This window comes from Microvenator marinus, assembly GCF_007993755.1.
Lineage (GTDB): Bacteria > Myxococcota_A > Bradymonadia > Bradymonadales > Bradymonadaceae > Allomicrovenator > Allomicrovenator marinus.
Genome location: NZ_CP042467.1, coordinates 2,918,746 through 2,938,704 on the forward strand (window position 1 = coordinate 2,918,746; position 19,959 = coordinate 2,938,704).

Annotated in this window: 17 protein-coding genes; 14 read left to right on the forward strand and 3 right to left on the reverse strand. The window is 56.8% G+C overall.

Annotated elements, in window-relative coordinates:
- Window positions 1–13: 13 nt before the first annotated feature.
- From FRD01_RS11900 to FRD01_RS11925, 6 genes are all read left to right on the forward strand, one after another.
- Window positions 14–2,200 (forward strand): serine/threonine-protein kinase, encoded by a 2,187-nt coding sequence (locus FRD01_RS11900; protein WP_146959901.1) that lies wholly within the window; start codon window positions 14–16, stop codon window positions 2,198–2,200.
- Between the two features lie 64 nt (window positions 2,201–2,264).
- Window positions 2,265–2,621 carry a roadblock/LC7 domain-containing protein gene (locus FRD01_RS11905; protein ID WP_146959903.1) on the forward strand — a complete coding sequence of 119 codons (357 nt, stop codon included), beginning with the start codon at window positions 2,265–2,267 and terminating at the stop codon, window positions 2,619–2,621.
- A gap of 36 nt (window positions 2,622–2,657) precedes the next feature.
- Window positions 2,658–3,221, forward strand: a complete 564-nt coding sequence (efp, locus tag FRD01_RS11910; RefSeq protein WP_146959905.1) for an elongation factor P — start codon at window positions 2,658–2,660, stop codon at window positions 3,219–3,221.
- Window positions 3,222–3,316: 95 nt separating this feature from the next.
- Complete coding sequence (locus tag FRD01_RS11915; protein WP_146959907.1) at window positions 3,317–5,851, forward strand: tetratricopeptide repeat protein; 2,535 nt, start codon at window positions 3,317–3,319, stop codon at window positions 5,849–5,851.
- Between the two features lie 207 nt (window positions 5,852–6,058).
- Window positions 6,059–8,119, forward strand: coding sequence for a S9 family peptidase (locus FRD01_RS11920; protein WP_146959909.1), 2,061 nt, complete (start codon window positions 6,059–6,061; stop codon window positions 8,117–8,119).
- Between the two features lie 137 nt (window positions 8,120–8,256).
- Window positions 8,257–8,958, forward strand: coding sequence for a hypothetical protein (locus FRD01_RS11925; RefSeq protein WP_146959911.1), 702 nt, complete (start codon window positions 8,257–8,259; stop codon window positions 8,956–8,958).
- A gap of 2 nt (window positions 8,959–8,960) precedes the next feature.
- Here FRD01_RS11925 and dacB read toward each other — a convergent pair whose 3' ends face one another.
- Window positions 8,961–10,364 (reverse strand): D-alanyl-D-alanine carboxypeptidase/D-alanyl-D-alanine endopeptidase, encoded by a 1,404-nt coding sequence (gene dacB, locus FRD01_RS11930; RefSeq protein ID WP_146959913.1) that lies wholly within the window; start codon window positions 10,362–10,364, stop codon window positions 8,961–8,963.
- Between the two features lie 188 nt (window positions 10,365–10,552).
- On the opposite strand from dacB, the gene FRD01_RS11935 reads away from it, so the two are divergent.
- The 6 genes from FRD01_RS11935 to FRD01_RS11960 all read left to right on the forward strand — a co-directional run bounded on the left by FRD01_RS11935 (window position 10,553) and on the right by FRD01_RS11960 (window position 16,257).
- Window positions 10,553–11,545 carry a hypothetical protein gene (locus FRD01_RS11935; RefSeq protein WP_146959915.1) on the forward strand — a complete coding sequence of 331 codons (993 nt, stop codon included), beginning with the start codon at window positions 10,553–10,555 and terminating at the stop codon, window positions 11,543–11,545.
- 108 nt (window positions 11,546–11,653) lie between these two features.
- On the forward strand, window positions 11,654–12,859 hold the full coding sequence (gene odhB, locus FRD01_RS11940) for a 2-oxoglutarate dehydrogenase complex dihydrolipoyllysine-residue succinyltransferase (RefSeq protein WP_146959917.1): 1,206 nt from the start codon (window positions 11,654–11,656) through the stop codon (window positions 12,857–12,859).
- A 50-nt stretch (window positions 12,860–12,909) separates the two neighbouring features.
- Entirely contained in the window at window positions 12,910–13,152 is a 243-nt protein-coding gene (gene rpsU, locus FRD01_RS11945; protein ID WP_146959919.1) for a 30S ribosomal protein S21, read from the forward strand.
- Between the two features lie 84 nt (window positions 13,153–13,236).
- Entirely contained in the window at window positions 13,237–13,755 is a 519-nt protein-coding gene (locus FRD01_RS11950) for a gluconate 2-dehydrogenase subunit 3 family protein (RefSeq protein WP_146959921.1), read from the forward strand.
- Window positions 13,752–15,287, forward strand: coding sequence for a GMC family oxidoreductase (locus tag FRD01_RS11955; protein ID WP_146959922.1), 1,536 nt, complete (start codon window positions 13,752–13,754; stop codon window positions 15,285–15,287). The genes FRD01_RS11950 and FRD01_RS11955 overlap by 4 nt, the downstream gene beginning before the upstream one ends.
- Before the next feature lie 58 nt (window positions 15,288–15,345).
- A complete protein-coding gene (locus tag FRD01_RS11960; protein WP_146959924.1) occupies window positions 15,346–16,257 on the forward strand; it encodes a hypothetical protein in 912 nt (303 codons plus the stop codon).
- Here FRD01_RS11960 and FRD01_RS11965 read toward each other — a convergent pair.
- A complete protein-coding gene (locus FRD01_RS11965; protein WP_146959926.1) occupies window positions 16,254–17,144 on the reverse strand; it encodes an MBL fold metallo-hydrolase in 891 nt (296 codons plus the stop codon). The genes FRD01_RS11960 and FRD01_RS11965 overlap by 4 nt on opposite strands.
- Window positions 17,145–17,162: 18 nt before the next feature.
- Window positions 17,163–17,807, reverse strand: a complete 645-nt coding sequence (locus FRD01_RS11970) for an MBL fold metallo-hydrolase (protein WP_249755571.1) — start codon at window positions 17,805–17,807, stop codon at window positions 17,163–17,165.
- 100 nt (window positions 17,808–17,907) lie between these two features.
- Here FRD01_RS11970 and FRD01_RS11975 point away from each other — a divergent pair, with 100 nt between their 5' ends.
- Complete coding sequence (locus FRD01_RS11975) at window positions 17,908–18,516, forward strand: penicillin-binding protein activator LpoB (RefSeq protein ID WP_146959930.1); 609 nt, start codon at window positions 17,908–17,910, stop codon at window positions 18,514–18,516.
- Between the two features lie 35 nt (window positions 18,517–18,551).
- Window positions 18,552–19,952, forward strand: a complete 1,401-nt coding sequence (locus tag FRD01_RS11980) for a COG3014 family protein (RefSeq protein ID WP_146959932.1) — start codon at window positions 18,552–18,554, stop codon at window positions 19,950–19,952.
- Window positions 19,953–19,959 lie beyond the last annotated feature (7 nt).

The following is a 19,959-nucleotide window of genomic DNA, read 5'->3' on the forward strand; positions in this document are numbered from 1 at the left end:
TTCAAATTCAGCCATGAATTCACCGCTGAAGACTCTAGGCCGGTACGAACTCCTGCATCCCATCGCACGCGGTGGTATGGGAGAGATCTATCTGGCACGGGCTCGAGGTGCGGGCGGCTTTGAGAAGACCATCATCATCAAGACGATGGTGGAGCATCTCGCCGAAGAAGAGGAGTTCATCACGCGCTTTCTGGACGAGGCGCATATCGTGGTGCAGCTCGTTCACGGCAATATCGTCCCCGTCTTTGATATGGGTGAGGAAGACGGCACGTATTTCATCGCCATGGAGTATGTGCCAGGCCGCGATTTGCGCGAAGTGCTCAAACGCCTCAGCATGACTGGGGATGTGATGCCCGTGGACCTCGCGCTCTTTGTGGTGAGCGAGGTGGCCAAAGGGCTTGATTACGCGCATCGAAAGACGGATTCGGACGGCGAAAACTTAGGGATCGTACACCGCGATATCAGCCCCTCAAATATCGTGATTTCGTCGGATGGCGAGGTGAAGATCATCGATTTCGGCATTGCGCGTGCCGCTGGAAAGCTCGGGAAGACCGCATCGGGGCGCATCCAGGGTAAGTTTTGCTACATGAGCCCGGAGCAGGCCGCAGGGCGCCCGCTCGACGCGCGCAGCGACGTATTCAGTGCCGGGGTCACGCTCTACGAGTTGATGACGGGGTTTCGGCCCTTTGAGGGGAGCTCGGACCTGGAGAGCCTGGAGCTCGTGCGGCTCTGTGAATTCGACCCGCCGAGCACCCTGAATCCCGCGATTCCGGAAGAGGTAGACTCGATCGTTCAAAAGGCGCTCTCCAAGAACACGGCTGAGCGATATCAGAGCGCCGAACAGCTGCAGGTGGATATCCTTCAATATCTCTACGCCACGGGCAGCGCACCAACGAGCTCCGAGGTCGGAAAGTTCTTGGCAGGCTTGTTCCCGGAGGGTTTGGAGCGAAAGGAGCTCAAGGCTGCGCGCGGCTCGGGTTCTTCGCCGCGCAAAGGGAATCTAGACCAGGTGCTTGAAGAGGAGTTGGACCGACTGCTGGACAAGCCCGGGACAGACCCCTTCTCAACCACGGCGGCATCGCCGGCAAAACGGCCGGCTCAGTCTTCGGAGACGGCGAGTCGGATCATCGACTCGAGTTCGATTTCAAAGCCGCTGACCTCGCGCACGCATCAGACAGGTCAAGGCGCTGCGGAGGCGCCCGCGAGTGGGCTGAACCGCATGGTCGCGGGTGGAAGCGTGTTCATTTTGCTTCTGGCGGCGGGCTTTTTCCTCTGGCCCCGACCTGCGTATGTTCAGATCGATAGTGAGCCTGAGGGCGCTAAGATTCTCATCAACGGCGCCGAGTCTATGGGCAGCCTCACGCCTGCGCGCCTTAAGTTAGAGCCCGGTGTTCACTCGATTACGATTGAAAAAGATGGGTTTCAGGCGCGGACCTTGAGGGTGGAGCTTGGGCGTGGTGAGGAGTTTGAGATCGGCGCGGATCGGGCAACTCTTGTGGAGATTAAGCGGCCTCGGAGTTTCGAGGTTAAGGCACCTGAAGGAGCCGTGATTCTTCGCGATCAGTCGTCTCTTGGCACACATCAGACCACGATCGAACTCAACCCAGGACAGGTCACGAATTTGCTGGCCCAGAAGGAGGGCTGTACGGGCTCGAACTATGCGCTTTCCTACGAGCATTCATCGCCGCAAGTGGTTCTTCCGCTGAATTGCGAGCCCGCACAGACCGAGCCGGAGCCGGAGCCGGAGCCGAGCAAAGAGCGGCCTGCTCAACCCCAGGTGGTTACGGTAGTTTTTGATTCAACGCCGACGGGAGCCACGGTGGTGATTGACGGTGCCGAGGTCGGGCAGACACCCATGCGCGCGCCCTACCCGACTCGCGAGGCGTTTGAAGTCAGGTTTGAACTAGATGGCTATGAGTCGGTGGTTCAGACTAGGCGGCCTGGCGTGCGGCGCGTGAGCGCGAAATTCGCGCAGGCAGATGAGGGTTGCCTGGACCTGAGCTTGATAAACCCGGCCATTGGTGAGGTTTCAATCGACTCTGGACCATTTGAGAAAGTCAATCGTGGGTTTAAGAAACGCCCTCTCAAAGCGGGGAAACACACGGTTCGAGCGAGGAACCCTGTGGCCCAACGCGACGATACCTTCGAGGTTGAAATTGAGGCCTCGCCAAAATGTAAACTCCTCGTAATATGGGATTAGGCGCTTGCCAGAGGCCCGCCATGAGTTATATGAAACGGTTGCACAAACGTATCCCGGAGTATTCATGTTTAAGCAGAAATTGACCCGTGTGGTGAATAACATCGACGGCGCGATCGGATGCATGCTGATAGGCTTTGATGGAATCGCCATCGACAGCGTGTTCCGGGAGGCGGAGGTGCCACAGTTGAGCGCCATTTCAGTTGAGCTCAGCAATATGCTGGACAAGTTTCGCCGGCTTCAGGTCTACGACGTGGGCGACGTAAACGAGGTCAGCATCACGACTGGAAATATCACCACTTTGGCCCGCGTCATCGCGGATGAATACTTGCTGGTTTTGGCCTTGGACAAGGATGCGGACGTGGGCCGCGGACAAACGATGCTTCGGCTCATTTCTCCCTTCGTCGAACGCGAAATGGTGTGATAGAGAAGCGCGCGTAATTTCCGCTAAGAGGACGACATGTATAGCACTTCAGATTTTCGTAAGAACCTCAAGATTGAAATTGACGGCGAGCCCTATGTGATTTTGGAAGCCGTCCACGTCAAGCCCGGCAAGGGCGTGGCGTTCGTAAAGACCAAGTACAAGAGCTTGATTTCGGGTCGCACCCTCGAGCAGAACTTCCGCTCGGGCGACAAGGTCAACGTGCCAAATCTCGAGGCACGCACCATGACCTATCTCTACAAAGACGGCGATATGTTCGTCTTTATGGACCAGAACAACTACGAGCAGCTTCAGCTTGAAGAGGGCGCCGTGGAAACCGTACTGGACTATTTGAAGGATAACCTCGAGGTTGAGGTGTTGTTCTTCAACAACCGCGCGATCAACGTGGAGCCACCTGTATTTGTAGAGCTCTACGTGACTCAGACCGATCCTGGTGTCAAAGGGGACACGGCTCAGGGCGGCTCAAAACCGGCTACTTTGGAGACGGGCGCCGTGATCACGGTGCCGCTCTACCTCCAAGAAGGCGAGTTAATTAAAGTAGATACACGTACGGGATCGTATGTGGAGCGCGTCAACAAATAACGCGCGCTGATGAGTGGTTGACGTTGTTCAACCGTGACCGTTATCATGTCGCACCTACACACGGTGCGTAGGGCATTTCGAAGAGGCTTAGGACCTTGGCTGTCAACCGCGACAAACTCTTGGATTCCGCGCAGAAGCACGTCCGTAAGGGGAGCTGGGACCGTGCGATTAAGGACTATCAGCAGATTCTTGAAGCTGAGCCTGATGATGTGCGTACTCGCCTGAAAGTGGCTGACCTTTTGGTGAAGGTAAACCGCTACGAGGAGGCTCTAACTGAGTACCTCCAAGTGGCCTATCACTATGCCTCGGACGACATTTACGACAAGGCCGTAGCTGTCTACAAACAGGCACTTCGAATCGCGCCAAACGACCCGCGGCTCCATCGCGACTTGGGTGAGGCGTATTATCGCTACGGGCGTCTTAAAGACGCATTGCGTGCGTTCCATCAGGCGCAGAAGATCTTCCGTGAAAATAACGATGCGATCGCGCAACGAGACGTTCTTGAGCGCATGGTTGCTATCGATCCTGAAGACATCGGCCTTCAGATTCAGATCGCCGAGCGCTACGAGAAGGACGGAGAGCGCGCCAATTCCCTGATGTATTTCAGGCGCGCGTCCGAGCACCTTTTGGAAGAGGGCCGGCTCGATGAGTACACTCAGGTGGCTGAGCGTATTGTGTTCCTTGAGCCTGCTGATTATCGGCTTCGAAAGCATATCGTGCGCCTTTACTTAGATCGCGAGAACAACAAGCACGCGCTCAAGCACCTGCAGATTCTCTTCAAGGATATGCCGAACGATGTTGAGACGCTGGACATGTTGGGCCTTGCGTTCGGGCGCCTTGGCCAGAATGACAAGGCGGTCTTGGTCTACCTTGAGGCCGCGAAGGCACAGCGCCGACAGGGCCAAGAGCAGCTCGCACACGAGACCTTCCGCAAGATTCTGAAGCTCGATCCAAACCATCCAGAAGCCCTTCAGGTGGTGGGTCGTCCGAAACAAGATTCGTCGCCGCAGCTGGCGGATACCGGCAATCTTGGCCAGAACGCACCTCCGACGCAGGACGCGCTCGATGGCGTAGAATTCTTGGATGATGACGAGTGGGAAGACAACACCATGCAAGGTGAGACTTTCCAGGAAGAGGACACCAAGAAGGGTGTGGATTTCTTTGAGTTTGCCGCGCATGAATTGGGCGACACGGGCTCAGATATTCTCCACCGAATCGACGACCGCCCAGGCACGGGCATTGGTCAGCGTCGCACCGAGGCCGTGTCAGATATCGCGGATGTACAGGACTTGGTGGAAGTTCATATCGAGGCCACTGAGGATATCGGCGGGAACGACGTTCGCCAGATCATTACTGAGTCCGAAGTTTTCTTGAAGTATCGGCTCTTTGATCGCGCGGACGAGGTCTTGACCAAAGCCGTTCGAATGGCACCGGATAGTGTGGGAGTACGCGAGCAATTGCACCGCCTCCGAGCGATGCAAGGAGAGATGGAGGCGGCGGCCAACGAGCTCTTCCAGCTCGCCCGGATTACCCGCACGACGCCTTCGCGCGCGGCTGACTATTTGCGCCGCGCCCGAGAGTTCGTGTCGGAAGCCGTGGTTCACCAACATGCGACCCATTTGGGCATCGCTCTGACGGGTGAGCAACCGGTTCGGGTTGAGGAGCTGAGTCCGGACTTCATCGACGAAGTCAGCGAAGGTATCGAGGAAGTGTCCGAGGGCTTTGAGTACATGCCCGCGGGAGATACTTCCGTGGAATTCCTCTCTCCGGACGATGACGACGAAGTCGACACGGATGAGGCGTTGTCTGGAAACTCGGCCGTGGAAGACTCGGAAGAGATTATCTACACGCTCGATGACTTGGATGCTGAGGATATCCTTGAAGAAATGGACGATATGGCCGACGAACTCAGCATTGAGAATGCGGACGAGTTTGATATCGGTGATGTAGAGAATATGGACTTTGATGAAGCCCAACTTGGTGCCATCGAGTCTTCTGAAGTGGATGACCCTTTCGAGTTCGCGCTCTCGGGTGCGGATGCGGACGCGATGTTCGACCAGCTCTTCTCAGAGGCCACGGCGGTGGCATCGAAGGCCGTGCCTAAGAAGGTAGCCCCTAAGGACATAGGCGATTTGAGAGACGTGGATCTTCTGCTCGACCAGGGCATGGTAAGCGAGGCCGAGGATGCATTGGAGAAGTTCAGCGAGAACTCACCGAATCATCCTGGGGCCCCGGCACGATTGGCTCGAATCCGTGAGCTCAAGTCTTCGAACTCCAATCCGTTTGGTGCCAAGAGCCTGTCGGGCAAGTTCAATCCTGATTATTCGCAGCTCTCGGTGGCGCGTCTTGGTGCGCTTGAGCCGGAGAGTATGAACACGAATCTGGAGCTTGGGATCTCCTACCTGGACATGGGCATGTGGGATGATGCGATCGAGGAGTTCCGTCAGGCGCTCGACGATCCTCAAGCCGCTCCGGCTGCAATGCTGCACATGGCGACGTGTGAGCTTAGACGCGGTGATGCGGCGGCATCCGAGAACTTGCTCAAGATGTTGCTCACGCGCACAGATGTTCCAAACGAGATCGAAAACAAGGCCAATGAGGCTTTGGCGGCCATTGCGCGCCAACCGTAGAGGAGGGCTCTGTCCTCCTCAAATGAACATCGCTGAATTCATTTACATTCAAATTTTGTTGAAGAACTCACGAAATGATGAGGGAGTTTGTTGATGTTAAATCTTGCGACACACGCGGACAGAGCCCGCGTGTACATTTACACAATTCTATTGCTTTTCCTCACAAGTTGCTCAGCCCAACCCAAACCCTCGGACGAGGTACCCCAGATGTCTCAAGTCGAAAGCGCCCCGAAAGCAAAACAAGTCCCCCATGAACTCGAGGCACACGGCGAAGTACGCGTGGATAACTACTACTGGTTAAACCAGAAGGAGAATCCCGAGGTCATCGCCTATCTAGAAGCTGAGAACACGTGGGCAGAATCCAAAATGGCGCACACCAAGGAGCTCCAAGAGTCGCTCTTTGAAGAGATGGTCTCGCGAATCAAGGAGGACGATGAGTCGCCTCCGTATTTCCACGGTGGGTATTGGTACTACTCAAGAACCATCAAAGACAAGAATTACGAGGTTTATTGCCGCAAAGAGAAGACTCTCGAAGCCTCGGAGCAAGTTCTCTTGGACGGCAACCAAATGGCGGAGGGCAAGGAGTATTTTGCGCTCGGAGCCATGGAACCAAGCCCGGACCACCGATGGCTCGCCTACTCCACCGACTACCTTGGAAACGAGCGCTACACCCTGCGTGTTCGCGACTTGCAGACCGGCAAGGACACTGACACAGAAGTCCCAGATACTTATTATTCGCTCGCGTGGGCGAACGATAACAAGACTTTGTTTTACACCCGTGTGGACGAAGCCAACCGCCCGTATCAGGTCTGGAAACACGTGCTCGGCACCGACGCGTCTGCGGATGCGCTGATTTTTGAGGAGGACGATGATGCGTTCTTCCTCGGTGTTCAGCGCACACGAAGCGGAAAGTACCTGGTCATTAACCTGCAGAGCAAGGTGACGACCGAGACCTGGCTCTTGGATGCCAACGCGCCGGAAGGGGAGTTCAAGCTCTTTTCGCCGCGCAAGCAGTCGGTGGAGTATTATGTGGCTCATCACGAGGACTCGTTCTACGTGATGACCAATGATGGTGCGACGAACTTCAAGTTGATGAAGACCTCGGAGAACGCGACTGAGGCGGCCAACTGGACGGAAGTCATCGCGCACAATCCTGAGGTTACACTCTCCGGCATCGACACGTTCAAGAACTTCCTCGTGGTGACGGAGCGTCGCTCGGGCGTCAACACCCTGCGGGTCCGAAATTTCGCGAGTGGCGAAGAGAAGTACGTCCCGTTTCCCGAGGCGTCGTATACCGTTCGCACTACGAACAACGAGGAGTACGGGACAACGACACTTCGATACGCTTATGCCTCTTTGACCACGCCTCGAAGCATCTTTGACTACGACATGACGACCGGTGAAACCAAGCTCGTCAAAGAAACTGAGGTCCCGAACTACGACCGCACCGAGTTTGAGTCCCAACGAATCTACGCCACGGCAGCCGATGGCACCAAGGTTCCTATCTCGATCGTGTACAAGAAGGGCGCGCTCGATAACGGCCCGGCACCGCTATTCCTCACGGGGTACGGCTCCTACGGCATCAGCTACGACCCGGGCTTCAGGTCGAGCCGCGTGGCTCTCTTGGAGCGCGGAATCGTGTTCGGCATCGCACATATCCGCGGCGGGGGCGACATGGGACGGATGTGGTACGAGGACGGGAAATTCGACAAGAAGATGAACACGTTTACGGATTTCATCTCAGCCTCAGAACACCTTATCAATCAGGGCATCACACGCACAGATATCCTGGCGATTGAAGGCGGAAGTGCCGGCGGACTCCTGATGGGCGCGGTCTTGAACATGCGCCCGGACCTTTTCGGAGCAGCGATTGCGTCGGTTCCTTTTGTGGACGTGCTGACCACGATTTTGGACCCATCCTTGCCGCTCACAGTTATCGAGTGGGAGGAGTGGGGAAATCCGGCCGAGAAGAAGTATTACGACTACATCAAGTCGTATTCGCCTTACGATAACGTCAAGGCACAGGACTACCCGGCCATGCTCGTCACCGCCGGTCTGAACGATCCGCGCGTCTCGTATTGGGAGCCCGCGAAATGGGTCGCGAAGCTTCGTACGCTGAAGACGGATTCAAACGTCTTGATGCTCAAGACCAATATGGGTGCGGGGCATGGCGGGGCATCCGGGCGCTATGATTATCTCAAAGAGCTCGCGTTCGAGTACGCCTTTGTGATCAATCAGATTACTCAAAGAACCTTTGATGAGCGTTGAACCAAGCAGAGCCCTGCGGTAGAGTCTGAGGCAACTAACTTGGTTGGACATTGGGTTCATCGCGGAATCTACGATTATGGGTGGGTTTGGAAATGGATTACCTTAAACGACGACCATCTCACGCGGACAGAGCCCGCGTGTACAAATCTTTACTACTCGCCTCACTCCTCGGAATTTCATGTGCTGAGGAGGCAGCAGAGCCCATCGTGTTTGAAGCCGGCCGGACCTGCACCGCGCCAGAAGGCATGGGTCGGCCCACCACCATCAAAGGCGTGCTCGACCTTATCGACGCCTTGCCTCGCCCGGTAACCGTTGAGTGCTTCATCGACTCGCTCGACCGCCCACTGGCGATGGTTGGCTCGACCAGCGTGTTCAGCGCTCAGCCAGCGTTTAGCGACGAGGCGCCGCGCATCTTTGCGGTCAACGACACTTTGATTATCTCGTGGGTGCCTGATGGCGACGGCGGAAAGCTCTTGGAGTTTGCCGAGGAACGCCCGTTCTCGCGCTCGGTGAAGGCGGAAGTGGTGATGCCTGTTGAAGGTGAGTTTAAGTACTCGGACGCCTTCGACCATCTGATCCAAGACGACCAGGCCACGTCGACGTGCGGCATCTGTCATGGTCAGGAAACTCGGGCGATGGATATCGACTACGGGGTGGCCTTTGAGTCGCTTGCGCTTCGGCCCCGCGACCTGGATCAGGTCAACGTGACGCGAATGCGTGAGCTCAAGGAAGCATGCGACCCAGCTCAAACGCCGGAGCGTTGCAAGATTTGGAATGCGATGTTTCGAGGGCCCGTGGAAGACACGGATTTTGGCCGGTCCTTGCCAACTTTCTTTTGAGCTTAGAGCCCGACAAAGAGGGAGACGATGGCGTCCTGTTCGTCCCGAAGCGTCCAGGCGCGAACCGGCGTCTTGTTGAAGATCACAGTGTAAGCCAATCTTCGCCCAGACTTCGTGGTGATGTAGCCCGCCAAGGCCGTGACCTCGTTGAGGGTTCCGGTCTTTCCACGAACACGGGTATTGGTGTTGGAGCCCTCGAGTCGCGACTTCAAGGTACCGTCGCGCCCCGCGATAGGAAGACTCATCTTGAATTCCGGACCAAAAGCGTGCGTGTCCATATGAACCAGGATCTGGTTGATTTGGCGGGCGGAGAAGAGGTTTCCATCATAGAGGCCACTGCCGTTGAACGCGGTCCACCCAGGGGTGAGACCGACTTCAGTCAAAAACGCGTCGATCTTTGCGCGGGCGTCCTCGGTACTTGCTTTGTCCGAGCCCGAAATCTGGCGGAAGATCATCTCGGCCATGAAGTTGTTCGACCACTTATTCATGGACGCGAGGTGCTGCCAGAGTGGTGCTGATTCGTAGAGCACGAGCGTGGTCGTGCCCTCTGGACGAGCCCCGACGCCATACTCTCCGCTTACCTCGATGCCTGTGCTCTTGAGCGCATGCATGAACGCCGACGCCGCAAAGAGTGAGGGATTGTCGATACGTTTCCGAACTACACCAGGACCGGTCGCTGATTCGCCGATGACGCCACGGATTCGGATGAGGGTGCGACCATCTTTTTCGGTTGCCACGCCTGAGACGGAGACGCGTTTTCCCTTTTGGGTTCGCACGTCGTTGATGATCTCCACATAGTCGTTGGGCGGCACCATGCGCACGTTTGCGGGCTTTCCGGCTTCAGACGGGGTGATGTAGACGCTAACCGAGTTGTACGAAACCGAAACGGCACCGATGGGCGCACGGTAGGCTGCGTCCTCGTTCTTCTGGTCGAATGCAGGGGGAATGAAGCCCGGCGCGAAGCTCAGGTCATCGACCATGATCTTGCCTTCGATCTTGGTGATTCCCTGTTCACGTAGATCGATGGCCCATGAGACGAGGTTGTCCCAATGGAGGAAAGGGTCACCGTCGCTCTTGAGCCAGAGGTCGCCCTTGATCGCGCCTCCTTGACGAGGTCCATCGTACGAAACGCGGCTGAAGATCGTGTGCTCGGGCCCAAGGATCGAGAGCGCTGCGGCGGCCGTGACGAGCTTTGTGTTGCTCGCCGGGTTCATGAGGACGTCGGCATCCCTCTCAATGAGCACCTCTTTCGAGTCCAGGTCTTGCACCATGATACCCACTGTGGACTGGGCGAGCTCGGGGTTCTTGAGGAGTTTGTCGAGCTCGGCGTTGATGGCAGCGGGTGAAGTTTGGGCCGCGAGGGGTCCGGCCAGAAAGAGAAATACGACTAGAAGTAGCTTGTTCATGCCCCATGTTTACTGGCATTGGCAAAGTTGTACAAGGCAGAGCCTCGCCTGCGTCACCAGGTGACGCGAGCCGTCGTGGCGTGACGCAAAACCGCCTCCAAAACCCTCGCAAGCCCAGTAAATACGCGGCGCAAGTGCTGGCTCGCTTCTTGTACCTACATGTGCTCCCACGTTGCGAGAGGTCCGTGATGAGCCGTTTTGACACCACCCAATTTGCTGATTCCTGCAGAGTCGCTACATGCTCGGCGCTTGCCTCGATCAGTCTTTTGGAGACGATCGTTTCGGTAAAGCGGGAGCTTTCGCCCGAGTTGATGGGCTGGGGAGAGCTTCGCCGAGACATCGTCATGCTACCGGAAGTGGTATCAGGTGTTCATGTCGCGATCTCGGACTTTCGCAGCGTGGTTTCTAGGGCGGGCGAGCCGGACTATGCGCAGGCAAAGGTGGGGCTGCGAAACCTGCATCGGGAGTTGATCAGCACCGCAAAATGGTTTGATGACCTTGCCGAGAGGCTTCAGACGGTCTCGTTTCACCTTCGTTCGGACACGAGCTTTGGACCGGATTCAGCTGAGATGCTCTGGCGCAGCGCACGACTTGCGGAGCTCTTGATGCCCGACCCACTGACGCGTACTCAGTTCTTGCGCGACGGGATGTGCGCCACGCTGCACGTTTTCGATATGGGGTTCATGAACGTTTGGGTCGGGAGTTTTGAAGGCCCACTTCGAGATATGCGGCTCTTGCTTTTGAAGCAGGCTCTCAATGGGTTGCACGTGACCTGGACGCGCACTTCTCCCATCAAGGCAGCGCGCGAGGAGGCGCTACTTTGGCCACTTCGGTCGCCTGCGGCTCATTTCCTGGATCTCTGTGCGGCATCGGTGACGAGTCTTCGGCGGCAGATTTCGGTGCTCAAGGGCCATTTGCGCAGGCATCTTTTGAACTATGAAAATCAGCTGAGCGTCAAGCGGCTCGACGAGGCCAAACGCACGTTATCAATCGCGATAGACCCACGGCTCGAAGAGGAACTCGGCCAGATCGTGCTTGCGATTGCCGGGCTTGGGCGCGCCATCCATATTGAGGAAGAGTGGCGCGATGTTGAGATCTCGGACGCCTATATCGACCCACCCGAGGCCCTGAGTAGCACGACCGTGATGAGCGCCGCGCCGATCATTGCTCCATGGTGGTGACAAAAAAGGCTAGAAGAAGGCACTGACATAGATTGCACCTGAGCGAGTCGAAGTGTATGGTCCGCCGTGTGGAGAGCGTTTTTATCCATTAATTGATCAGGTGTTCTCATGAGTGTCACAGTTGCGGTTCCTGCCCTTGGAGAATCGGTCACTGAAGCCATCATCGCTGAATGGTTGAAGAATGTTGGGGAATTCATCAAGCAAGACGAGGTTCTCGTTGAGCTTGAGACGGATAAGATTACGGTGTCGGTGCCATCGCCGGTCAGCGGAATCGTCAAGGCGTTAAAGTACGAGCCAGACGCCACGGTCAACGTGGGTGACGTTTTGGCTGAGATCGAGCCCGCCGAAGAAGGCAGCCAGCCAGAGGCGAAGGCTGAAGCTCCGAAAGCCGAAGAAGCCAAGAGCGCGGAGCCCAAAGCTGAGGCTCCGAAGTCGAATGGCGAGGCCCCACATTTGAGCCCTGCAGTGGCGCGAATTGTGGAGGAGCGAGGCATCGACGCGAGCAAGGTCGAAGGTACTGGTCCTGGCGGGCGAATTCTTAAGGGCGATGTACTCGATCATAAACCTGCGCAAGCGAAGCCTACACCGGCCAAAGCCCCTGATGTGGGTGGTGATGAGCCGACCGAGCGCGTTAAGATGTCGAAGCTTCGCCAGACGGTGGCTCGACGCCTTGTTGAAGCGCAACAAACGGCGGCGATGCTCACGACCTTCAATGAAGTCGACATGACGAACGTGATGGAGCTTCGCAAGAAGTACCAGGATTCGTTCGTCAAGAAGAACGGCTTTAAGCTCGGGTTCATGTCCTTCTTTGTGAAGGCCGCTGTGGAGGCTCTGAAAGAGTATCCTGCGGTTAATGCTGAGATCGACGGTGACGAGATCGTCTTCAAGAATTTCTACCATGTCGGCGTTGCCGTAGGCGGTGGCAAAGGTCTTGTGGTGCCGGTGGTACGTCACGCGGACCGTTTGAGTTTTGCGGAGGTTGAGTCTGAGATTTCACGACTTGCGAAGCTCGCGATGGACAATCGCCTGAGCCTCGAGGACCTTCAGGGCGGCACGTTCACAATTTCGAACGGCGGGATTTATGGATCCATGCTATCGACCCCGATTCTGAACCCACCACAGGTGGGAATTTTGGGGATGCACAACATTGTTGAGCGTCCGGTTGCCATCAATGGAAAGGTCGAAATCCGGCCAATCATGTACCTGGCATTGAGTTACGACCACCGAATCATCGACGGTAAAGAAGCCGTTTCGTTCCTGGTTCGGTTGAAGGAATGTATTGAGAACCCCGAGCGAATCCTGCTCGAGGTGTGACAAAGAGTTGAATTTCGTGTACTCTAGAGAGTGCACCACGGAGGTATGCATTGGCAGAACGAAGAAAATCAAAACAAGACGAACTTGGACCCGTAGAAGTGCCTGTGATCGACAATAACGTCGGCCGCGCAATCAACCAGCTCAAGAGAGTTATCGGACGCGAAGGCCTTAATCGTGAGCTCAAGAGGCGACGATTCTACGAGAAGCCGAGCGTAGCAAAGCGAAGAAAGTCAATTGAGGCCGAACGTCGTCGTCGTAAGGACGAGCGCCGAAGCCGTCAAAGCGACTTCTAAGAAGATAAGAAATTCGGGGAGCTTCCCCGTTTTTCTGGATAATATTAAAAACCGTCCAGTCGGTTTTATTTCAGGTCTGAGGCCATGAAACGCAGGACGTTCTTACGCTGGGGGATCGCATGTGGTGCCATCGCATTGGGTGGTTTGGCACTCTCATGGCCCATCATCGGCGATTTCCCACGTATGTGGGATGAAGCACCGGGGGCAGGCTTTAAGGTGCTGACCGACGAAGAAGCCTTGATCACCCGTGCGCTTGCAGGCGGCATCTTCCCTGGTGATCAAACCATGCCTTCAGGGGAGAATCTGGGGCTAGACCATTTCTTCGACGAATATCTGGCGGTCATCCCACGACAAACAGCCACGCTCTTGCGGATCTTGATCCGAAGCATCGACCGCATGGCTATGTACGATTTTGGTGGCAGGCTCCACACCCGCAATATCCTTGAGCGCGTCGAGGTTGTGGAGGCGTGGGACCAGAGCTCGTCCGGCATCAGGCGCACCATCTTCCAATCTATCAAAGTCCTCCTTGCGATGGGCTATTTTGAACATCCCGATGTGCTAAGAGCGGCCGGCATCGAGTATGAGTGCGGAGGCATGGGATGAATCCGATCAACTTTGAAGCTCAGAACTACCTTGGGACCAAGATCCAAACGGCGAAGACGTGGGGCGCAAAACCGCTGAACCTCAAGGTGGACGTGGTGATCGTTGGGGCGGGGCCTGGCGGGCTAACCACTGCAGCAGTTCTTGGAGAAGCTGGATTGAGTGTGGTGGTGGTTGAGGCGGGGCACTTTTGGCCGAAGGGCTCGTTTAATCGGCGCCAGTCTTGGGCCCTGAAAAACCTCTATCAAGATCGCGGGACCCGCATCATGCATGGAAACGCCTTTGTTCCGCTGGCGAGTGGCGCGGGAGTTGGGGGCGGGACGCTTGTAAATTCAGGGATTTCATTTCGCACGCCGGACCGAATTCTGGACGCGTGGGAGGCTCAGGGGCTTGAGCATTGGCGCGATCGCGATACCTTATACACCGAGGTCGAGCAAATGATCGGCGTGCAGCCCACACGGGCCGCGGTTGCCGGCAAGAACTCGGAGATCGCGCGCCGCGGGTTCTCCAAGATGCCGGGCGTCAAGCACGACTATATGCCGCGAAACACCCCTGGCTGCGTGGGTTGTGGCACGTGTCAGACAGGCTGCCCATCCAATGGCAAGGCGTCGTCGGACGTCAACTGGCTGCCACGCGCGCTCAAGACCGACGTGAGAATCTTTGCCGATGCGCGGGTGGACGAGATTCAGGTTCAAAACAAGCGCGCCGTCGGTGTGTCCGGGCAGATTGTGCACCCCGAGACGGGCGAGAATTCGGCGTTTGAGATCAAGGCAGACAAGGTGATTTTGGCTGCCGGTGCCGTGAACACCCCGCTCTTGCTATTGCGTCAGGGGCTCGCAAACTCCAGTGATCAGGTGGGTCGAAACCTCTTTGTGCATCCAGGATGCGGTGCGCTTGGCGTCTTCAAAGAGGAGATCAATATCTTCAGCGGCGCGTCCCAGGGCTACTATGCCGAACATCCGACCGACCCAGATGTGCTGGGTGAGACTTTCTCAGCGCCTCCTGAGGCGTTTTTCTCCCAGGTTGGGCGCGCGGGCCCGGAGTCGGCGAACTTTCTCGCCCAGATGCGCCATATGGCGTCGTGTGGGTTCTTGATCCGAGATGAGTCGGGCGGGCGTGTGAGCCTGGACGGATCTGGCGGCCTGAAGTTGACGTACAATTTCAAAGACAAGGATTTGCGGAAGTTCGTGCGCGGCGCGAAGTTCGTGACCGAAATGTTCTTCCTTGCGGGGTCCCGTGAGGTTCGGCCATTGCTGCGGGGCGGCAAGTTCTTTTCGAGCTGGAACGAGGCGCGGCAGTGGATCAGCGGCGCGAGCATTGGTGATTTTATGCTCTATGCGTCGCACCCGATGGGGACGTGCCGAATGGGGGCTGACCCGAAACGCTCGGTGGTGCGGCCTGATGGGCGAACCCACGATATTGAGGGGCTTTATATCACGGACTCGAGCCTTCATCCGAGCGCGCTCGGTGTGAATCCGCAGATGACGATCATGGCGCACTCTCTGGCGCTCGGCAGAAAAATCGCAAGTTCTTAGATCCAATTTTTCGGTGGTGCGTTCACTCCTTCTAACAACACACGAACGGAGTTACACCATGAAGAATTTACTCACCCTGATCGCCATCCTCCTCTCTTTCACAAGCCTTGAGGCCTTTGCCCAGTACAACCGCGCGGCCGGCCAAAGCGCACCTAAGATGGAGCGCCGCGTTCAATTTGAGGACGAGTCGGGGCGGATTCAGGAGCGCGTAGACTACGTGCAACCGAAGCGCGACGAGTACGGCAACGCGGGTGGATCGCAGTTCGACCTCGCTGTTGACGGCGCGTTTGAGGGGCAAACCGTGGTTGTGGTCCAGCTCTACAATTTCCCATTCGAACAAACACGTCAGGCGCTCAAACAGAAGGGATTCGGTGTGTATCGATTCCAAGGCGCGCCGGAAATCGGCGAGTTCAAGAAGGCGCTGAAGAAGGCCAATCAGTTCTGGCTGATTTCGGACGCCGCAACACATCTGAGCGACGCCCACGTCAAGGAAATCAAGAGCTTCTTCGATAGCGGCCGCGGCGTCTATATCTGGGGCGATAACCAGCCCTATTACGCTGACGCAAACGTGGTGGGAAAGGCGCTCATCGGTGCGACCATGCAGGGAGACCTGATGGGAGACCAGGTGGTCTCGATGAAAGAAAAGAAGTACCAGAAGTCCGGCATCATCCCGAATTTGCTGCTCTCGACGGGCATCGAGATGATTTACGAGGGCATCACGATCGCCACGATTCAACCGACGGATGACCTTCAGCCGCTGATTTACGGTTCGGCAGGAAACCTTGTCACGGCGTTCTACGACAAGGGTGGAAAGCGCGTGATCTTCGACGGCGGCTTCACTCGCCTATACAATAAGTGGGACACCGCTGGGACCGGTCGCTACGTGATGAACGCTGCGGCATGGCTCGCGAATTACGAGCGATTTGGGGACCAGGTTGTGGGCCTGAAGACCGAGACCAAAAAAGACTAAAGAGTGCGCCTTGGCTGGTTCATTCGGCTTTTGAACGTTGCCTCCAGCCCCTCCCCTTCTTTGATCAGATGCCCCGCCCTAACAAGCTCTTCGAAGAAGGGCTTTACGCGTAACATCTCCAATTTTAACTCATCTTCAGGGGGTTCAAAACCGAGGTCGCGTGTGACCCAGTCTTTGAGCGTGGGTTCCTCGACGAGGGCGCTTGTGACGTTGCTCAAGAAGTTGTGAAGGAATCGCGAGGTGCGCGCCAGGGCCCATTTGCCGCGCACTTCAGGGTCACCGTGATTCGGGAAAACCATGAGTGGCTCTAGCTCAAGGGCGCGGTCGAGGTGTTGGATATAGGTTTCGACGTCGCTCACGAGCGGCAGTCCGTCGAACGCGATTTCGCCGCCGAACATCCAGTTTTGGTCGACCTCGCGCAAAAGGATATGGCCTGCGTCCGGCCCCGGGCTGTGGATGATTTCGAAGCGGAAGTCTCCTGCGGTCCAGATATCGCCATTTTGGATAGGCATGACGAGTGCGCCGAAGGGCTCCTCGGGCAGACCCAATGCGCTTGAGAGCTCGCCGACGCGCTGTTTTTCTTGGTCGAGCCAATCGCCCCAGACCGCGGGAGTAAAAAGTTCTTCGGCGAACGCAAAATGGGTGGCGGAGGCGAAGTTGTCCACACCGAGCAAGACCTGCGGGCGCCATGATGTGGCGAGAGTGCGCTGCACGTCGTCGCGGCTGTAGCCAAGCTCCGCGAGCGCCTCATCGAACTGGTCGCGATGGCTCGTATGCCCAGGGTTTATGAGGGCGAGCCCGGACTTGTCGGCGATGATATAGGCGTTTAGGTCAGGGTTTTCGAGGGCGATGCGGCAGAAGCCGTCGTCGATCATTTCGATATGCATTTGGGGCCTTTGAGTTATCTAGAACGAGCCGGGCGCAAAATAGGGATTTCGGCGTCTTTCGGTGCCGATTGTGGTCTCAGGGCCGTGCCCGCTTAGAACCCGCACATCGTCTGGGAGCTCCCAGAGTTTGTCCAGGGATTCGCGCATGGCGCGTGGGTTTGCGAGCGGTAGGTCCACCCGCCCCATGCTCCCAGCAAAGAGCACGTCGCCGCTCAAGATCGTCTTCAGTTCTTCAAAATAGAAGGCCACACTCCCCGGGCTATGTCCCGGTAGTAGTATGACCTTGGCTTGATGCGCGCCCACGCTCAAAGTTTCGCCGTCCTCGAGGAATCGGTCGACGCTCGGTGGCGCTTTGCATGGGAATCCGTAGACCCGGCCCTGAGCCTCGGCCCCTTCGTAGAGCGGCAGGTCAGCCCGGTGCATGAGGATGGGCGCGTCAGAGAGCGCGCGCAGATCTGCGAGCCCGGCTACGTGGTCGATATGCCCGTGGGTTTGCCAGATTTCGGCGAGTTCAGCGCCGTCTGTGGCCATGGCGTGTAGTTTTTGCGGCTCACCACCACCGTCTACGATCACGCTTTTTTGCGATTCTAAGCACTTGAAGACGTAGACATTGGTTTGAAAAGGCCCTACTGTGAGCCAGTCGATCTTGACGAGATTTGACACCTTTAAAGCTCCAATTCTGATACTCAGGGTGAATTTCCAGGGAAGATACACGTCCCATAGGACGGTTAGGACACCGAAAAATGTTTTGGCAGAGGTTAATATGAAGATGCAAGGGTTAGTTGTTTTGGGATTGCTGGCAAGCCTCGGTTTGAGCGCGTGCGGAGGACCGCAATACGTGCGTGATACCGAAGAGCCAGACTTGGATTCGTACACGATGAGCTTGAGGCTCGACCGCATGGACCTTGAGCGTCTCTATGCTGAGAACGCGGACAAATTGTTCAGTTCGGCGGTGGTTAAGGCTTGGGAGCGCGACGCGGCGACGGGCACGGCGCCCGTGGTGGCTATCTTCCCGATGCGCAATGAGACCTCGGAGCATATCAGCTCGCAGCTCGACGCATTGTTGTCCAAGATCGAGACGGATCTGGTGAATCAATCGGCGGCAGACGTGGTGAGCCACGAAAACCAGGTGGATTTGATCGCCGAGGTCAAACAGCAACAATCGGAGGCTTATGACCCAGCTCGTCTCGCTCAGTACGGCCGCCAGCTTGGCGCTCAGTACTTTGTGACCGGCAAAGTTTATGATTCCGCGGAGCGCGTGGGTGACGAGCGCCGAGTTCAATACTTCATGTTCATGCAGGTGATCGAAGTAGAGACTGGCGCGATTAAGTTCCAGAACGAAGCGGCGTTGTCTAAGGGCTTCATCAACTAGGGCTTTGAATGTTTTCCAGGAAGCTCATCCTGGTCATGGTGTGGAGCCTGTGGGCGATGCTCACGGGTTGTGCGACCTACTCAGACTCCGTGCGCGACGCCCAGAGGGCGGTTTCGTACGGGGATGTCGACACTGCACTGACGGCCATAAACCAGCAGCTCGAGGTAGATACCTCGGAGCAATTGCCCGCGGAACTCGAGGAGGACCGTGTGCTCTTGCTCTTGGAGCGGGGCACCTTGCTTCAGGCGTTGGGCGATTACGAGGGTGCAAAGCGCGATATGATGATCGCAGACCAGCATATGGACTGGTTGGACATGAGCTCTGGGACGGCCGACGCGCTCGCGACGTGGCTCTACAGTGGATCGTCTGCGAACTACAAGGCGCCGCCTTACGAACGGCTCTATCTCAACGTGCTCAATATGATCAATTTCCTGGTCACTCGGGATTTTGAGGGTGCGCGAGTTGAAGCCAGGCGATTTAGCATCATGGAGACGTTCTTCGAGGATGAGGAGAACGTGACGCCAATAGCCGTGGCGCTCGGAAATTACCTGGGTGGCGTAGCCTTTGAGGTTGGACGGGATTACGACGAAGCGGCGCGCTATTACTCGCGGGCGTGGCATTTTGGTCTGCGTGATGACGAGCTCAAAGCTCGCCTGACCGCACTCTATCGCGTGACGGGCTACCAGCCGCGCGATGTGGACCCAAAGGCCTCTGGGCTTGATGAGCTCGTGGTGATCGCGAGGTCCTCGGGCAGGCTCAAGCCGTCCGAGTACGACAAAACCTTTGTCCACGGCTCGGTGCTGGCGGTGGTTCAGACCGGGATGGTTCCGTACAAGCAGGCCGAGCGAATTCCGATCGGTACCGCTGTGTATTATGCCTCGAGTCATCCGCGATATGCGTCTGCGGAGCAGATTCAGCAAGCGAACGAATTGGCGGTCTCAGGGGCTTTGAAGTGGATCAACTTTCCGAGCCTGACGGTGGCGGGCCTGCCCTACCCGGCGGTGCCAGATTTGAAGGTTAATGGAGAGAGTTGGTCGCCCGTCTATATGAGCGACGTCATCTCAGATGTGGAGGCCGCGTGGGACCGAATGGTGGGGCCGCTTATCGCATCAGCCCTGACGCGCATGGTGACTCGCGCGATCGCTGGTGCTGTCTCCAGAGAGGGCGCCAAAGCCCTCGCCCAGAGCGAAGGCTCAGGCACGGCCAGCGCCATTGGAATACTCGCACAGCTCGCCGTGGAGGGCACGATGTCCGCTCTGGACAAGCCTGACACACGTTCTTGGACACTTTTGCCCGGTGCCATCCGGATTTATCGCTCTCGAGCGGAAGGTGGCACAAAAACAATGGTTGCTCACGTCTATGGGCAACGTGAAGAAAAAACAGTGGAAGTACGTCCGACCTCAGTGACGGTCGTGAACTTCTCCCGACACAGATGAGGAAATT